The following is a 14,719-nucleotide window of genomic DNA, read 5'->3' as shown; positions in this document are numbered from 1 at the left end:
ATATTATTTTATTGTTCTGACAACCTACATTATGACGACATAAAGGAAACCCAATAATGAAGCTGTCTTACCTTAGCCTACTGACTGCCAGCCTTTTAGCCGCTCCCGCTCTTGCTTCTAATCACGATATTGGTCAACAGTTCAATCTTGACCCTGCAAAAGCACCAGCACAAAACTTCGATTTATCTAAATGGAAAATTAACTTACCGGAGCTGACGACTGAAGGGTCTAGAAAAGGTAAAACGCTGGAGATTGGTAAAAAGGAACTGTCGAATGTAGACACGCCTTACGTTCACCCTAAATGGTTCTACACGGATGCTGAATCTGGTGCGATGGTGTTTGTGGCTCCGAATACAGCTCCAACGACGCCAAACAGTAAAAACACGCGTAGTGAGCTAAGAGCGATGCTAGCGGATAGCTACTCTGCGCCGAGCAACAACTTCGCGATTTCAAGCCATAAGAACGCGGAAGAGTTTGGCTCTATCGGTGGCCAGATGACGGCAACACTTTCTGTTGATCAGGTGAGCACCAGCGGTAATTATAAGAAAACCGGTGCATTCTCTGTGGTTATTGGTCAAATCCATGGGTCGGATAATGAACCTCTGAAAATTGTTTACCGCAAATTGCCAGAGCATGAGCATGGTTCGTTAACGTGGAACTATGAGTTAAACCCGCCGACAGAGATGAAAAACGCGAAGGATGAAAACGGAAAGAAACTTCGTAAAGACATTCGCCATGATGTATTTGGTCAATACAATCTGAAAAAAGGCAGCTCGGACCCTGCTGATGGCATCAAGCTAGGTGAAGTGTTCTCATACGATGTGAATATCAAAGATAACATCATGCACTTAACCTTTACTAAGAATCCAAACTCAGCCGATCCTATTGTGAAGACGTATGATGTTGATTTGGCCAAGGGTAAGTATCAGGGGCATGATATCGACCTTGGTTATGGACAGGACTGGATGTACTTCAAGGCGGGCGCATACAATCAATGCAACACTAAGAAGTCGAGCTCAGCCTGTGAATGGCGTGGTATGGAAGCGGGTGATTACACTCAAGCGAGCTTCTACCAGTTAGTGCTCAACCAATAATATGGCTGAATCAGTCACCATTTGAACAATATTTAACTGATTAATATCTATTTGAAAAAGACCTTCCACATGAAGGTCTTTTTTTATGGCATCTGGAATAGGGTTGAGGTTTCAATGTGGCGACAAATGCGAGAGTTTCTCAACATTGGAGCCTTAATTGGCAAGGGATCGGTCACTTTTTACCTTTATGTAAAAAGATACGGGAAAAAATAGATTTTTTTTACTTATTCCCTTGAAAACCAGTTTGCAGCCCTTATCTATGGTGCATACGAAAGCAAATTACATTTGCACTTTAATTTTGTGTCTTAGGGTTGATTCCCTGATTACCACCCCCACATATGTGGGTATAGCAAAAAACTAAATAATATATATTCGGAGATGGCCTGATGGGTAAAATCATTGGTATTGATTTAGGTACTACTAACTCTTGTGTTGCTGTTCTTGACGGCGACAAACCACGCGTAATTGAAAATGCTGAAGGCGAACGCACAACAGCATCAGTAATCGCATACACAGAAGGCGAAACGCTAGTTGGTCAACCTGCAAAACGTCAAGCTGTTACTAACCCTCAAAACACACTGTTCGCTATCAAGCGTCTAATCGGTCGTCGTTTTGAAGATGAAGAAGTTCAACGCGATATCGAAATCATGCCTTTCAACATTGTTAAGGCTGACAACGGTGATGCATGGGTAGAAGCGCAAGGCCAAAAAATGGCTGCTCCTCAAGTATCTGCTGAAGTTCTTAAGAAAATGAAGAAAACAGCTGAAGACTTCCTAGGCGAAGAAGTAACTGGCGCAGTAGTAACTGTTCCTGCTTACTTCAACGATGCTCAACGTCAAGCAACGAAAGATGCTGGCCGTATCGCTGGTCTAGATGTTAAACGTATCATCAACGAACCAACTGCTGCTGCTCTAGCTTACGGCCTAGACAAGCAAGGTGGTGATCGCACTATCGCTGTATACGACCTTGGTGGTGGTACATTCGATATCTCTATCATCGAAATCGATGAAGTAGAAGGCGAGAAGACTTTCGAAGTTCTTTCAACTAACGGTGACACTCACCTTGGTGGTGAAGATTTCGATAACCGCATGATCAACTACCTAGTAGATGAGTTCAAGAAAGAGCAAGGTATCGACCTTAAAGCTGATCCACTAGCAATGCAGCGTGTTAAAGAAGCAGCAGAAAAAGCGAAAATCGAGCTTTCTTCTACTACTCAAACTGACGTAAACCTACCTTACGTTACTGCTGATGCGACTGGTCCTAAGCACATGAACATCAAAGTGACTCGTGCGAAGCTTGAGTCTCTAGTTGAAGACCTAGTTCAACGTTCTCTTGAGCCACTAAAAGTTGCTCTAGCGGATGCTGACCTATCGGTAGGCGAAATCACTGACGTTATCCTAGTTGGTGGTCAAACTCGTATGCCTATGGTTCAAGCTAAAGTAACTGAATTCTTCGGTAAAGAGCCACGTAAAGACGTGAACCCTGACGAAGCTGTTGCAATGGGTGCTGCTGTTCAAGGTGGTGTACTAGCTGGTGACGTTAAAGACGTTCTACTACTAGACGTTACTCCTCTATCTTTCGGTATCGAAACGATGGGCGGCGTGATGACTAAGCTTATCGAGAAAAACACAACTATCCCTACTAAAGCGGATCAAGTGTTCTCTACAGCTGAAGACAACCAAAACGCAGTAACTATCCACGTTCTTCAAGGTGAGCGTAAGCAAGCGACTTACAACAAGTCTCTTGGTCAGTTCAACCTAGAAGGTATCCAACCAGCACCACGTGGCATGCCACAAATCGAAGTAACATTCGACCTAGATGCTGATGGTATCCTGAACGTATCTGCTAAAGATAAAGCAACAGGTAAAGAGCAGAAGATCACTATCCAAGCATCAGGCGGCCTGTCTGAGGAAGAGATCGAAGCAATGGTACAAGAAGCAGAAGCTAACAAAGAAGCGGACAAAAAGTTCGAAGAGCTAGTAACTGCACGTAACCAAGCTGACCAAATGATTCACGGCACTAAGAAGCAAGTAGAAGAAGCTGGTGAAGCTCTACCTGCAGACGAGAAAGCTAAAATCGAAGCGGCTATCACTGCACTAGAAGAAGTTAAGTCTGGTAACGATAAAGAAGCTATCGACGCTAAAGTTCAAGAACTTATGCAAGCAGCTCAAAAGCTAATGGAAATTGCTCAACAGAAAGCTCAAGCTGAACAAGCTGGTGCTGACGCTGGTGAACAACCTAAGCAAGACGACGATGTTGTAGACGCTGAGTTTGAAGAAGTTAAAGAAGACAAAAAATAATTTCGTCGCAGAGTAGCCTGATTTCGTTATCGGAAGTGTCCACCTACTAACGTAGGCTCCGCGCTTCCACTTAGGACTCAAGCTATCTGCTTAGAAATTTGTCTCAAAGACTTATTATTGCGGGCGTCAGAGGTAACTCTCACGTCCGTAAATTTGTATTTAGACTTGTCGATCTAGATAATAGCTTTATTCGGCATTTCAGCCGGCAGAACTTTTATCTAGATTGATACACAGACTACTGAAGTGATCATTCGGTAGTAGCAATTATTTTGGTGACCTAGAACATGTCAAAACGTGATTTTTACGAAGTATTAGGCGTAAGCCGCGATGCATCAGAGCGCGATATTAAAAAAGCGTACAAACGCTTAGCGATGAAATTCCACCCGGACCGTAACCAGGGTGATGAGACCGCAGCAGATAAGTTTAAAGAAGTAAAAGTAGCGTACGAGATCCTAACTGATTCTCAAAAGAAAGCAGCTTACGACCAATACGGTCATGCAGCCTTTGAACAAGGTGGCATGGGCGGCGGCGGTGGTTTCGGCGGCGGTGGCCAAGGTGACTTCGGCGATATCTTCGGTGACGTATTTGGCGACATCTTCGGCGGCGGTCGTCGTGGTGGCGGTCAACAGCGTGCACAACGTGGTTCAGATCTACGTTACAACATGGAACTTTCTCTAGAAGAAGCGGTTCGTGGTGTTTCTAAAGAAATCGAAGTACCAACACTTGTAGAGTGTGATACTTGTGACGGCAGCGGCGCGAAAGCGGGTTCTTCTGCACAAACGTGTGGCACTTGTCATGGCCACGGCCAAGTACAAATGCGCCAAGGTTTCTTTGCGGTTCAACAGACTTGTCCTACTTGTAACGGTAAAGGCAAGATCATCAAAGACCCATGTAACTCATGTCATGGTCAAGGTCGCAAACAGAAGACGAAAACACTTAACGTTAAGATCCCTGCTGGTGTTGATACTGGCGATCGTATTCGTCTATCAGGCGAAGGCGAAGCGGGAGAGCAAGGCGCTCCAGCTGGCGATCTGTACGTACAAGTACACGTAAAAGAGCACAACATCTTCGAACGTGACGGCAACAACCTTTACTGCGAAGTACCAGTAAGCTTCTCTATGGCTGCTCTAGGCGGTGAAGTTGAAGTTCCAACACTGGATGGTCGTGTAAACCTTAAGGTACCAGAAGAGACACAAACGGGCCGTATGTTCCGTATGCGTGGCAAGGGCGTGAAAGGCGTTCGTGGTGGCGGTGTGGGTGATCTAATCGTTAAGCTAGTGGTTGAGACTCCAGTTAAGCTAAGCGCTCGCCAGAAAGAATTACTGCGTGAATTCGAAGAAACCTGTGGTGGTGAAGCGGCAAGCAAGCATAAGCCAAAGTCTGAAGGTTTCTTTAGCGGCGTTAAAAACTTCTTCGATGACCTAACCAAGTAATTAGATTGTTGATACTTTAAGTTGTTGATAAAGTTAAAAAACCTGCTCATGTAGCAGGTTTTTTTTGTATCTCAAACCTGGTTCTTTCTCTTTCTCTTTCTCTTTCTCTTCACCTGAAACCCTCATCACACTACATCCAGCAGGCTTCTGGGTATTCGACATTAGCACTGTCGAGAGTGAGCACTTTATGGTTTTGTCCATCGAAGCAGTTGTCTTTATCTTGACCTACTCCCGACTGAGGTGTTGCTGTAATCGTATAGGCAGCAGAAGCCGAACTGGTGACACTGAAAACAAAACGACTCGCTTCGGTATCGCAGATCAAACAATCGCTTCCCGAAACAATACCACTCCAGTCATAACCGCTGTCATAGGCTGCTTCTAGTTCTAATTGAATTCGAGCTATGTCAGCGAGTGCGCTAGTTCGATGTCCAGTCACTACGTGGTTGGTATAGCTCGGATAGGCGATAGCCCCCAAAATCCCAATGATGGCAACCACAATCAATAACTCGATCAATGTCATCCCTTTTACGCGCGTGTTGTTGCTGTTGCATTTATTTTTTCGAATCATCACGAGGACTTCCTTTTCACTTATCTGGCTATTTTTCCTTAGTGTTAGCATGTGCGCAAGGTTGAGTACGGTTGCTCAAGTTATTACATAGGAATTTGGGAAATGACTCGCGGGTTTACGCTATTAGAGCTGCTGATTACTGTAGTGGTGCTTTCAGTGCTACTGGCTGCGGCTGCCCCTAGTTTTAGTTCTTTGTTGGCTTCTTCTAAACTGCAGCGCTTAGCCCCTGAGGTTCATAGTTTTCTTATTACTGCCCGATCAGAAGCGGTCACCCGTAACCAAGAGCTTTATGTTTTGTTCTTGGTTTCAGGTGCCTTAGGTGGAACCGAAAGTTCTGATGGTGATTGGGATATGGTGTTGAGCAGTTCAACATTTTACGTTTCTGATAATGTACTTATGCATCTTGATGGTTCGGCATATAGAGGTATAAAAGTAGACTTTAATTTCTCCAATAGTACTTCAATTGCGATCGATAACGTCAGGGGACGTTTTCGAGACGGTAATGTTTCACTCGCCTCCACGAATGCGCTGTCGGATGTACTTTCAATCATCGCATCGAAAACGACAGGGCGGATCCGAATTTGCAGCAGTGACCCAAACAGCGATGGGCGCAATAGCATAGGTCATTATGGTTATGAGATCTGTGGCTAGGAGTGTTCAAGGTAGTACCTTGGTCGAAATGTTAGTGGCCTCTGTGATCGGTGTGATTGTTATCGGTACTATCGGCTCGGTATTTGTTACCAACCAACGTTTGAGTTCAGAAAAGAGCTTGGAGCTGCTCTTATCTCAGAACCTATTCGCTACTACTCAAATGATGAAAGAGGAGCTCTGGCGAGCCGGTTATGATGCAGACTCTGGACAATCAGTGAAGCTATCGGGCGCTGCCAATACGATTTATACCTTTCAATCCAGTGCCAGTGAATCTTACGTTGGTTTTGTTTATCGACAAAACAGCGCATCTTCGGCCTATCGAAACATTGTCTATCAATTTAAGGGTAATAAGCTGAACTATTGCCAAGAAGAATCTTCTTATTTATTAGATATCACTCAGATTACGTCATCTGGTTTGGGAGCAATGACATGTGAAAGTTTGTTTTTCGAAAAGCAAATAGAAGTAGAACTTTTTTTGGTTTCTGTAACTGAGTTATCTAACAGTCTGGCAACCTCGCAAAGAGTCGATATCGCTCTAGAAGCTTCTCTTGTGAATGCAGATGAAAGTCAGAGAGTAGTGACTTCAGTGGTACAAAGGAATTGGCAATGATGCGATTAAAGCAAAATGGAGCGGTAACACTACTTCTAGTCAGTATTCTATTGATTGGTGTGCTGATCGTTTCTCTTGGTAGCTTTAAAACCACTTTTTACCAAATAAAGCGTGCTCAAAACGAGGTTCAAGCTCGCAAAGAACATTGGACCGCCGAGGGGGGATTGGAGTGTGGTCTAAGCGTTATTATTGAAAACAGCAGTACCGCGATCCCAGGTGATCTCCTGGATTCCTGTAGCAACAAGCTTTCTTCATTAGATAAATCATCCGATAACGCTAATATCCTTGTCTCAACCGCCAACAGAACATCGATTAATAAAGAAATTCGATTTTCTAATGATTCGGGTTTGGGGGCCATACAAGCAATATCGGCTCTCGAAATTATTTCCGAGGACATCATGGATATCGACCCTGAACTCAGTGAAACCAGTAACAACGGTGTATATGAGTGTGTGGCAGTTCGGTTTTTCGACTCTGTTATACACACCAAAGGTACAGGGGGGAGCTTAACCACCGTTTCTAATCCTGAGAATGCACCTGCAGATTTTAGCGCTTGTAAAGATGCGGTAACTGACTTGAGTGAGAGCGCAACGATTACCGCATCGGGTAGTGATCCTAGCGGTGCTTTTATGAGTGATTACGTTCATGACACCAATCTAAATGGTTTCGAAAACTACTTCGGGGTAAAGAAAACAACGGACAATATCAACGCCCTTAAAAGTAATGAATATGAGGTAATAAACCTATTAGAGACGGATTCTCACGGGAATACCGTGCATGTAGATTTCGATTCAAACACAAATAAATACGTGGGCAAGGAGTGCAGTACTCGAATCAATGATGCCTTTTCAGCTGGTAAAACTAAGGTGTGGGTCATTGGGGACTGTGTAGTTTGGCACCCAGCCATTAATATTGTGGATAGTGCAGGAACGATCACACCACGATCTTTAGTGGTCGAAAATGGGATTTTCGCAAATGGAAACGCCAGTGTACTTGATGGTGCTTTTTATCACTTGAATGACATGAGTGTCTTCAAGGACGCTTCAGGTGCTGAAAACAACACGGACTTTCTTGCTGATAGTTGGGATAAGTTACCAGCAACGATGGATTACTCTTTATTGGTTAAAGAAAATAGTACCTATATAGCTAACGCTTCCTTCTTCCCTAAAGGAGGCATATTTTTGGATTCAATCGGGGGGCTTTCTACGATTAAAGGCTCGATGAATCTAGATTATCGAGGAGAATACAACCCGCATGATGAACCTGTCGAAATACAGTGGAAAAAGGGCTCATGGAGTGATTTCTAACCAGCGTGGTTTTAGTTTACTTGAAGTACTTATCTCTTTTCTACTGGTGGGCGTGGCCGCGTTAGGCATGGTCAAGCTGCAGACCTACACTGAGCAGAAAGCCGACTATGCGATTCAGAGTATCGAAGCGCTGCATTTTGCTGAAAGGCAGATGGAGTATTATCGAACTCGGGCGTCTAATGCGAGTGGGGCGGTAGGTTTAATTCCTTTTTCAGAACTAAATCAGGCGAGTCATTGTCTCAACACAGCAAGTTCAGATCCTTTATCCGGTTTGTCGGGGTCTGCCTATGCCATGACTTGTGAAGTGACTAATGCAAACGGTGCTCTGTCTAGCGCATTAAAAAGCATTACTGTCACAATTGCATGGCAAGATCGTATGAACCACGCACAAAGTATTTACCTCGAAACTATGCTCTCCAAATACAGTGAGTTTGATTGACCCTCAAGCAAACGTTTACTGCATGCCAAGGCTCATGCTACCCCTTTTACTGATAATTTTCACTCCTCGGACATTGTTTGCGTGCTAGTTAAAACTCTGTATATGGAATGGTGTTTTTTGTGTTTTTATATTGTTGTGGTTGTATGGTATTTTTGCAAAATATGTCTCCATTTATGGAAAGTTAGGTGGAATCTTGTGCTTTTTAACAACGACTTTAATAGAATATGTGCTGTACCAATAGGCCGTGGTCAAAACTTATATTAGGCCTAAACAAAACAACATCACATATGGAGTTACAATGAGTAACCAAGCCGTAAAAAAAGCACCATCGACTGAGAAGATCAGTGGTATGGACCGCTTTCTAAACTTCATTGAACGCGCCGGCAACAAAATTCCAGATCCAGCAATCCTGTTCTTCTGGGCTCTAGTTATTGTATGGGTAGCATCTGCACTTTTATCGAATCTTTCATTCGACCTAATCAACCCTCAAACGGGTGCTGCTCTAGAAGTAAACAACCTATTAACTGGTGAAGCGCTTGCTAGCTTCCTAGCGAATATGGTTACCACGTTCACAGGCTTCGCACCGCTAGGCATCGTACTTGTTGCTATGCTAGGTGTTGGCGTTGCTGACTCTTCAGGCTTCATTACGACTGGCCTTAAGAAGATGCTGAACTTCACGCCAGCTAAGCTATTAACGCCAATGCTAATCTTGGTTGCTATCGTGTCTCACACAGCAGCAGATGCAGGTTACGTTCTAGTAATCCCTCTTGGCGGTATCATCTTCCACGCTGCGGGTCGTCACCCTCTAGCGGGTATTGCAGCAGCGTTTGCTGGTGTATCAGGTGGTTTCTCAGCGAACTTTATCCCTTCAGGTATTGATCCGCTACTAGCTGGTTTCACTCAAACAGCGGCAAACGTTCTTGACCCTGCATATGTGATCAACCCTCTAGCGAACATCTTCTTTACTGGTTTGTCTTCAATTCTAATTGTGGCAATTGGTTGGTACGTTACAGAGAAAATTATCGAGCCTCGTCTTGCTAATACGCCTGTAGATGAAGATGCAGAACAAGCACCTGATCTAGGTACGTTCACAGCCATTGAATCTAAAGCATTCAAATTCGCTGGTTGGGCAATGGTTGCCGGTATTGGTCTGCTTATCGCGGCTCTAATGCCTGAAAACTCAGCACTTCGTTCACCTGAAGGCGAATTAACGGCGTTCTCAGCACCAGTAATGAAGTCTATCGTTCCTCTGATCTTCATCCTGTTTATTATTCCGGGTATCGTCTACGGCCGTGTAGCGGGTACATTCAAGAATAGTAATGATGTTATCAAAGCAATGTCTGAGACGATGGCAACGATGGGCGCATACATTGTAATGTCGTTCTTCTGTGCTCAGTTCCTATCTGCATTCGCTCAATCAAACATCGGTACTATGCTGGCACTTTACGGTGCTGAAGGCTTGAAAGCGATGGACCTTCCAGGTGAAGCAACGGTTGTTGGTATGATTCTACTAACGGCTGCAGTTAACCTTCTTGTTGGTTCTGCTTCAGCTAAGTGGGCACTGATTGGTCCTATCCTAGTTCCAATGCTAATGGTTGTGGGTATCTCTCCTGAGCTATCTCAAGCGGCTTACCGTGTAGGTGACTCAGTGTCTAACATCATCTCTCCACTAATGGTGTTCTTCCCACTGGTTGTTGTTTACTGTCAGCGCTACGTTAAGTCGACAGGTATCGGTACTCTAGCTTCTCTAATGATGCCATTCTCGATTGCGATGTTAATCGGTTGGTCTATCTTCTTGCTAGCTTACTGGGCTCTTGGTATCCCACTAGGTATCCAAGCACCTTACACTTACACAATGTAAGATTGAACTAAGCAAAACTAAGCTTTATTCATTGCTAAGCCCGCACCGAAATGTGCGGGCTTTTTTTCGCTATTTTTTCCGTTTTTTATATCCAAGGTTTCTATATCCAAAACTTTTTATATTCAAAATAAAGGCACTCAGCTTATACTCCGGATTACGGCTAATTGTTGGCCGGTAAATTTAGGAAATCCAAGCCACATGAAAATTCTGCTTTTAGTAGGGTTAATTGTTTTAAATGGTCTGTTTGCCATGTCTGAGATTGCATTGGTAGCAGCAAAAAATAGTCGGCTGAAACGCTTAGCCGAAAAACACCGCTCCGCTCAGGTTGCTCTTGATCTCAAAGAAAACCCAACCCGCTTCCTCTCTACAATCCAAATCGGTATCACGGTAATCGGCCTACTCAGCGGGATTGTGGGTGAGGCGACGCTATCGGCTCCACTAGCCGTTCAACTTGAACTGTGGGGACTAGACCCAACACAAGCGAACATCTTGTCTACTGCGGTTGTGGTGGTAGGTATTACTTATTTCGCTATCGTTGTCGGTGAGTTGGTACCAAAGCGTTTTGCTCAGTCTCAAGCTGAAAACATTGCTGTGTTAGTCGCGCTGCCAATCTTCTGGTTATCTAAAATCGCGACGCCGTTTGTGTTTGCGTTGTCGGCTTCAACGGAAGGTATTCTTAAGTTGATGGGCCGAGGCGGTGAAGAAGATAGCGTTACCGAAGATGATATCCATGCACTTGTGAAAGAGGGCTCAGAATCGGGTGTGATTGAACGCGGCGAACAAGAGATGATTCGTAATATCTTGCAGCTTGATGATCGTCTTGTGAGCTCATTGATGACTCCGCGTCGAGACATCGACTTTCTGGATGTCGACCAACCCGTTGAGCAGATATTAAAGAAACTGCGTTCATCAAAACACAGTGTGTTTCCATTGTGCCAAGATCACCTCAATAAAGTGGTGGGTACAGTGTCAGCCAAAGCCTTGCTGAATCAGGCGGGCAATCTAAGCATTCAAGTGATCATGGGGCTGTCTCGCTCGCCGATCTATGTTCCAGAATCGATGAAAGCTCTGCGTCTACTTGGCTACTTTAAAGAGTCGGGCACCGAGATGGCATTCATTGTCGACGAGTATGGCGATGTTCAAGGTCTTGTGACTCATTACGATATTCTTGAGGCGATTGCTGGCGAGCTATCGAATAATCCGAACGATCTTTGGACCGAGCAAGTGGAAGACGGTTTGTTGGTGGATGGATTGATTCCTATCAGTGAACTGAAGAACCGTTTAGAGCTATCGGATTTTGAGGGCGAAAGCGAGAGCTTCCAAACGTTGAATGGCCTTGTGACTTGGTTAATAGGGCGCTTACCGGATGCAGGCGAAGTTGTTCAATACCAGCAGTGGCAGTTTGAAATTATCTCTGTTGAGAATAACCGTATTGTGAGCATCAAAGCGACGCCAATAGCCGGTGACACAGAAGACGCTAATAGCTAACAGTTCGACCAACCAGCAAGCGGCAATGGTTCATTGTCTCTTGTTGTCTTAACCTCTTTATTGTTCATTATCACGAAGATTAGGTATGCTTCACCGCATACCTATTTTCGTTTTTATCCTTTGTTTTCTGGAGTTCCCTTTGTCAGACCATCAATTCACCCCTCAAGATGAAATCTTCATGCGACGCGCCATTGAGGTAGCTAAGCAAGCAGAGAGCGAGGGAGAGGTTCCTGTTGGTGCAGTATTAGTAAAAGATGGGGAGATTATCTCTGAAGGATGGAACCGTTCGATTGGCAGCCACGATGCTACGGCACACGCAGAAATTGAAACCTTGCGTAAAGCCGGTCAAGCCTTAGAAAACTATCGGCTACTCGATACCACTTTATACGTTACGCTAGAGCCTTGCCCAATGTGCGCAGGTGCCTTGCTACACAGCCGAGTAAAGCGCATTGTGTTTGGTGCTCCAGACTTAAAAGCAGGCGCTGCAGGTACAGTGTTGAATTTGTTTGAAAGCCAGGCCTCATACCACTATGCCGACGTTGAACATGGTTTGTTAGAGGAAGAGTGCCGTGAGCAATTACAAGCGTTTTTCAAGCGTCGTAGAAAAGAGATAAAAGAGAAGCGAAAGCAAGAACGTCTGTTGGAAGAGCAGCGTTTAGAAGCAGAGATGAAGGCTGGCAATAAGAAATAGCAGCGTACTTTCGGCACTCTCTATCGCAAGAGTGCCAAGCAAACTGACTGAGTAACTACATTTACTCAGCAATCATCTGCATGAAAGCGCGATTGCGCCAAATGATCTTCTTCTTATTATTTGAAAGCATACGCTTACGACGGTTTGCAGCAACGGTCTTATCAAGGCGTTTCGATTTCAGTTTCTTCATCATTTCAATGATTTCCTATTTGTCGTCTGACTTTTTAGTTTGGACTAACGATTTAATTATAGTGTTATTCGTTTGTTTGGCCTGTCGCACGCTTGGCTTAAATAGAAGAGCAGTTCTAGTCTAAAGCCAGCATTGCAGTGCAACAGAGCATAATCTTGATTGTGGTGTGCCGTTATAAGGTTCGATTGTTACTGCAATATGACACTCTAGATCTCATCATCATTTTCTTGCCTGCTTCCCTTATCCCTTAGTGACGAAAGAAGAGTCGAAAAAAGACAATAAAAAAGAGCAATGCTAGATGGCATTGCTCTTTTGGGTTTTACTGTGAAGGCTCAGAACTGCTTACTGTCGATTCAGCAGCGCTAATGCTTGATTCAGCACTAGAAGTCTCTAAAGGTGGGATGACAATCAAACCCTCAAGACTCTCTTCTTGTTCTTTATTACGCTTATTTACATGGCCGATGATGCTTTGGTAATAACGGCGAATGTTCTCAACGTAATTTCTAGCTTCATCACCACGCGCATAGCCGTAGCGAGTTTGGCTGTAGTACTTCTTCTGTCTTAACAGAGGCAGTCTGTCTTTCACATCGCCCCAAGCATCGGGATCGCCACCTTGTGCCTTCGTGAGGCGACGCGCGTCCATCATGTGCCCGTAACCGACATTGTATGAAGCAAGTGCAAACCAGATCTTTTCGTGTTGAGTTATTGAATCTGGTACTCGGTTCACGATACGACGCAGGTACTCAACACCGCCTTGTACCGACTGGTTCGGGTCGAGACGGTTGGTTACCCCAACACTCTTCGCGGTGGGCAGTGTCAACATCATCATGCCACGAACACCCGTTGGTGAGCGTGCAACAGGGTTCCAGTGTGATTCTTGGTAGGCCAAAGCGGCAATCAAGCGCCAATCAAATTCTTGAGAGTACCTTTGAAATAGCGGCGACCATTTTGGCAACTTGCTGTCCAGTGCGCGGATAAAGGCACGAGTATCAACGTAGTCAAAAGTGCCGATGTGGCCGATGTATTTCTCTTCTAGTGAAGCCAGTTCACCAGACTGTTTTAGGTTACCGAAGAACTCAATCAACAGAGCATAAAGGCTTTCATCTTCAGACTTCTGCAAATACCAAGAGATAGGTTGGTCTTCTGTCAGTTCAAAAGCCAAAGCTACGTCTGGGTATAAACGTTGTGCCAGTGACAGCTCAATTGAGTCCGCAACCGTAAATAAGCGCTCGCCAGTCGATACTTCTTTGAGCAGGTCGTTGATATCAGCATTGCCGACCGCATCATAGATAAAGTCATCGTGTGTTTTCTGCAGCTGCTTTAGTGTTGGCTCAAAGTGTGAGTCTTTCACCACAACCAAAGATGGCGTTAATGTGTCAGTAGACGCCGCCTCTTCTGATTCAGTTTGTGCTTTAACAAAGTCAACCTGACGCTCATTCTCGAAATTGATCAGTTGTTCAAGGTTTCTCGGTCGCCACTGGCCTTTTTTGTATACGACCTGTTGGCTTACGTAGTAATAAGCAGGTGCGGCGCGATAAGCTCGTGTCAGTTTGTTGTTTTGCGTTAAGCCGGTCGCGATAAGATCGATTTCGCCTTTCTGCAGTGCAGGGAACAAGCCAGACAAACGGTAAGCGGGTTTAACCTCAAGCTTTACACCAAGCTCCTGCGCAAATTCACGAGCTAATTCGTAATCCAAGCCAGCAGGACCATCAGGACCGATGTAATAAGAGAGTTGGTTATTTAGGGTGCCGACACGAAGAACGCCACGATCTCGTATCTGCTCAAGGACACTTTTAGGTTCAGATTCAATCTGGCATCCAGCCAACCCAAATAGGGCGATGGCGAGCAGAAGGAACTTAGACGAAAAGATGAGCGTAAATTTAGGCATCAAAATGAAATCTCGAAAAGTGGAAGCTCCTTTATACCAAACCCCGCAAGGCTGGCAAAGCAGGTTTAATTAAACAGTTGTAAAAGTGGTGATAAATGCAGCAAAAGTACCATTTACGCAGAAAGATAAAAAAAATCACGCAAACGGTTGCTTTTGGTGTTACGTCACAAAAAGAAATGCTTTATAATGCGCTCGCATT

General features: G+C 44.6%; 13 protein-coding genes. 10 read left to right on the top strand and 3 right to left on the bottom strand.

Going from position 1 to position 14,719, the window contains the following annotated elements; all coding sequences use genetic code 11:
• Nucleotides 1-56: 56 nt before the first annotated feature.
• From AB4623_RS09990 to dnaJ, 3 genes are all read left to right on the top strand, one after another.
• Nucleotides 57-1,094, top strand: coding sequence for a polysaccharide lyase family 7 protein (locus tag AB4623_RS09990; RefSeq protein WP_017059866.1), 1,038 nt, complete (start codon nucleotides 57-59; stop codon nucleotides 1,092-1,094).
• A 386-nt stretch (nucleotides 1,095-1,480) separates the two neighbouring features.
• The gene (gene dnaK, locus AB4623_RS09985) at nucleotides 1,481-3,394 is read left to right on the top strand and encodes a molecular chaperone DnaK (RefSeq protein WP_017067645.1); all 1,914 of its coding nucleotides are present in this window, start codon (nucleotides 1,481-1,483) and stop codon (nucleotides 3,392-3,394) included.
• 284 nt (nucleotides 3,395-3,678) lie between these two features.
• A complete protein-coding gene (gene dnaJ / locus AB4623_RS09980) occupies nucleotides 3,679-4,827 on the top strand; it encodes a molecular chaperone DnaJ (protein ID WP_017059869.1) in 1,149 nt (382 codons plus the stop codon).
• A 130-nt stretch (nucleotides 4,828-4,957) separates the two neighbouring features.
• Here dnaJ and AB4623_RS09975 read toward each other — a convergent pair whose 3' ends face one another.
• Nucleotides 4,958-5,395 carry a type IV pilin protein gene (locus AB4623_RS09975; RefSeq protein WP_017059870.1) on the bottom strand — a complete coding sequence of 146 codons (438 nt, stop codon included), beginning with the start codon at nucleotides 5,393-5,395 and terminating at the stop codon, nucleotides 4,958-4,960.
• A 102-nt stretch (nucleotides 5,396-5,497) separates the two neighbouring features.
• Between AB4623_RS09975 and AB4623_RS09970 the strand changes: the two genes are divergently transcribed.
• The 7 genes from AB4623_RS09970 (at nucleotide 5,498) to tadA (ending at nucleotide 12,442) form a co-directional block, all read left to right on the top strand.
• Complete coding sequence (locus tag AB4623_RS09970; protein ID WP_017059871.1) at nucleotides 5,498-6,046, top strand: GspH/FimT family pseudopilin; 549 nt, start codon at nucleotides 5,498-5,500, stop codon at nucleotides 6,044-6,046.
• Between the two features lie 28 nt (nucleotides 6,047-6,074).
• Nucleotides 6,075-6,656: a PilW family protein gene (locus AB4623_RS09965; RefSeq protein WP_017059872.1), complete on the top strand. Its 582-nt coding sequence runs from the start codon at nucleotides 6,075-6,077 to the stop codon at nucleotides 6,654-6,656.
• The gene (locus tag AB4623_RS09960; RefSeq protein WP_017059873.1) at nucleotides 6,653-7,963 is read left to right on the top strand and encodes a hypothetical protein; all 1,311 of its coding nucleotides are present in this window, start codon (nucleotides 6,653-6,655) and stop codon (nucleotides 7,961-7,963) included. The genes AB4623_RS09965 and AB4623_RS09960 overlap by 4 nt, the downstream gene beginning before the upstream one ends.
• Nucleotides 7,953-8,402, top strand: a complete 450-nt coding sequence (locus AB4623_RS09955; RefSeq protein ID WP_017059874.1) for a prepilin-type N-terminal cleavage/methylation domain-containing protein — start codon at nucleotides 7,953-7,955, stop codon at nucleotides 8,400-8,402. The genes AB4623_RS09960 and AB4623_RS09955 overlap by 11 nt, the downstream gene beginning before the upstream one ends.
• Nucleotides 8,403-8,700: 298 nt before the next feature.
• Entirely contained in the window at nucleotides 8,701-10,263 is a 1,563-nt protein-coding gene (locus tag AB4623_RS09950) for an AbgT family transporter (RefSeq protein WP_017059875.1), read from the top strand.
• A gap of 198 nt (nucleotides 10,264-10,461) precedes the next feature.
• Nucleotides 10,462-11,751, top strand: a complete 1,290-nt coding sequence (locus AB4623_RS09945) for a hemolysin family protein (RefSeq protein ID WP_017059876.1) — start codon at nucleotides 10,462-10,464, stop codon at nucleotides 11,749-11,751.
• Nucleotides 11,752-11,836: 85 nt separating this feature from the next.
• Nucleotides 11,837-12,442 carry a tRNA adenosine(34) deaminase TadA gene (gene tadA / locus AB4623_RS09940; protein ID WP_372146308.1) on the top strand — a complete coding sequence of 202 codons (606 nt, stop codon included), beginning with the start codon at nucleotides 11,837-11,839 and terminating at the stop codon, nucleotides 12,440-12,442.
• 61 nt (nucleotides 12,443-12,503) lie between these two features.
• On the opposite strand, the gene AB4623_RS09935 is transcribed toward tadA, so the two are convergent.
• Together AB4623_RS09935 and mltF are read right to left on the bottom strand one after the other, a co-directional pair.
• Nucleotides 12,504-12,635, bottom strand: coding sequence for a hypothetical protein (locus tag AB4623_RS09935; protein ID WP_017059878.1), 132 nt, complete (start codon nucleotides 12,633-12,635; stop codon nucleotides 12,504-12,506).
• A 316-nt stretch (nucleotides 12,636-12,951) separates the two neighbouring features.
• On the bottom strand, nucleotides 12,952-14,520 hold the full coding sequence (mltF, locus tag AB4623_RS09930; protein ID WP_372146306.1) for a membrane-bound lytic murein transglycosylase MltF: 1,569 nt from the start codon (nucleotides 14,518-14,520) through the stop codon (nucleotides 12,952-12,954).
• Nucleotides 14,521-14,719 lie beyond the last annotated feature (199 nt).

It is taken from the genome of Vibrio sp. 10N.222.52.C12 (assembly GCF_041474215.1).
GTDB classification, from domain to species: Bacteria; Pseudomonadota; Gammaproteobacteria; order Enterobacterales; family Vibrionaceae; genus Vibrio; species Vibrio crassostreae_C.
Note: the sequence above shows the minus strand (reverse complement) of the source record. Positions and strands in the feature narration are given on the sequence as shown.

Excerpts from the sequence above, each read along its gene's own strand:
- AB4623_RS09945 (WP_017059876.1), top strand. The coding sequence starts at position 10,462 with ATGAAAATTCTGCTTTTAGTAGGGTTAATTGTTTTAAATGGTCTGTTT.
- dnaJ (WP_017059869.1), top strand. The coding sequence starts at position 3,679 with ATGTCAAAACGTGATTTTTACGAAGTATTAGGCGTAAGCCGCGATGCA.
- mltF (WP_372146306.1), bottom strand. The coding sequence starts at position 14,520 with ATGCCTAAATTTACGCTCATCTTTTCGTCTAAGTTCCTTCTGCTCGCC.
- AB4623_RS09990 (WP_017059866.1), top strand. The coding sequence starts at position 57 with ATGAAGCTGTCTTACCTTAGCCTACTGACTGCCAGCCTTTTAGCCGCT.
- AB4623_RS09975 (WP_017059870.1), bottom strand. The coding sequence starts at position 5,395 with ATGATTCGAAAAAATAAATGCAACAGCAACAACACGCGCGTAAAAGGG.
- AB4623_RS09960 (WP_017059873.1), top strand. The coding sequence starts at position 6,653 with ATGATGCGATTAAAGCAAAATGGAGCGGTAACACTACTTCTAGTCAGT.
- tadA (WP_372146308.1), top strand. The coding sequence starts at position 11,837 with ATGCTTCACCGCATACCTATTTTCGTTTTTATCCTTTGTTTTCTGGAG.
- AB4623_RS09935 (WP_017059878.1), bottom strand. The coding sequence starts at position 12,635 with ATGATGAAGAAACTGAAATCGAAACGCCTTGATAAGACCGTTGCTGCA.
- AB4623_RS09950 (WP_017059875.1), top strand. The coding sequence starts at position 8,701 with ATGAGTAACCAAGCCGTAAAAAAAGCACCATCGACTGAGAAGATCAGT.
- AB4623_RS09970 (WP_017059871.1), top strand. The coding sequence starts at position 5,498 with ATGACTCGCGGGTTTACGCTATTAGAGCTGCTGATTACTGTAGTGGTG.
- dnaK (WP_017067645.1), top strand. The coding sequence starts at position 1,481 with ATGGGTAAAATCATTGGTATTGATTTAGGTACTACTAACTCTTGTGTT.
- AB4623_RS09965 (WP_017059872.1), top strand. The coding sequence starts at position 6,075 with ATGTTAGTGGCCTCTGTGATCGGTGTGATTGTTATCGGTACTATCGGC.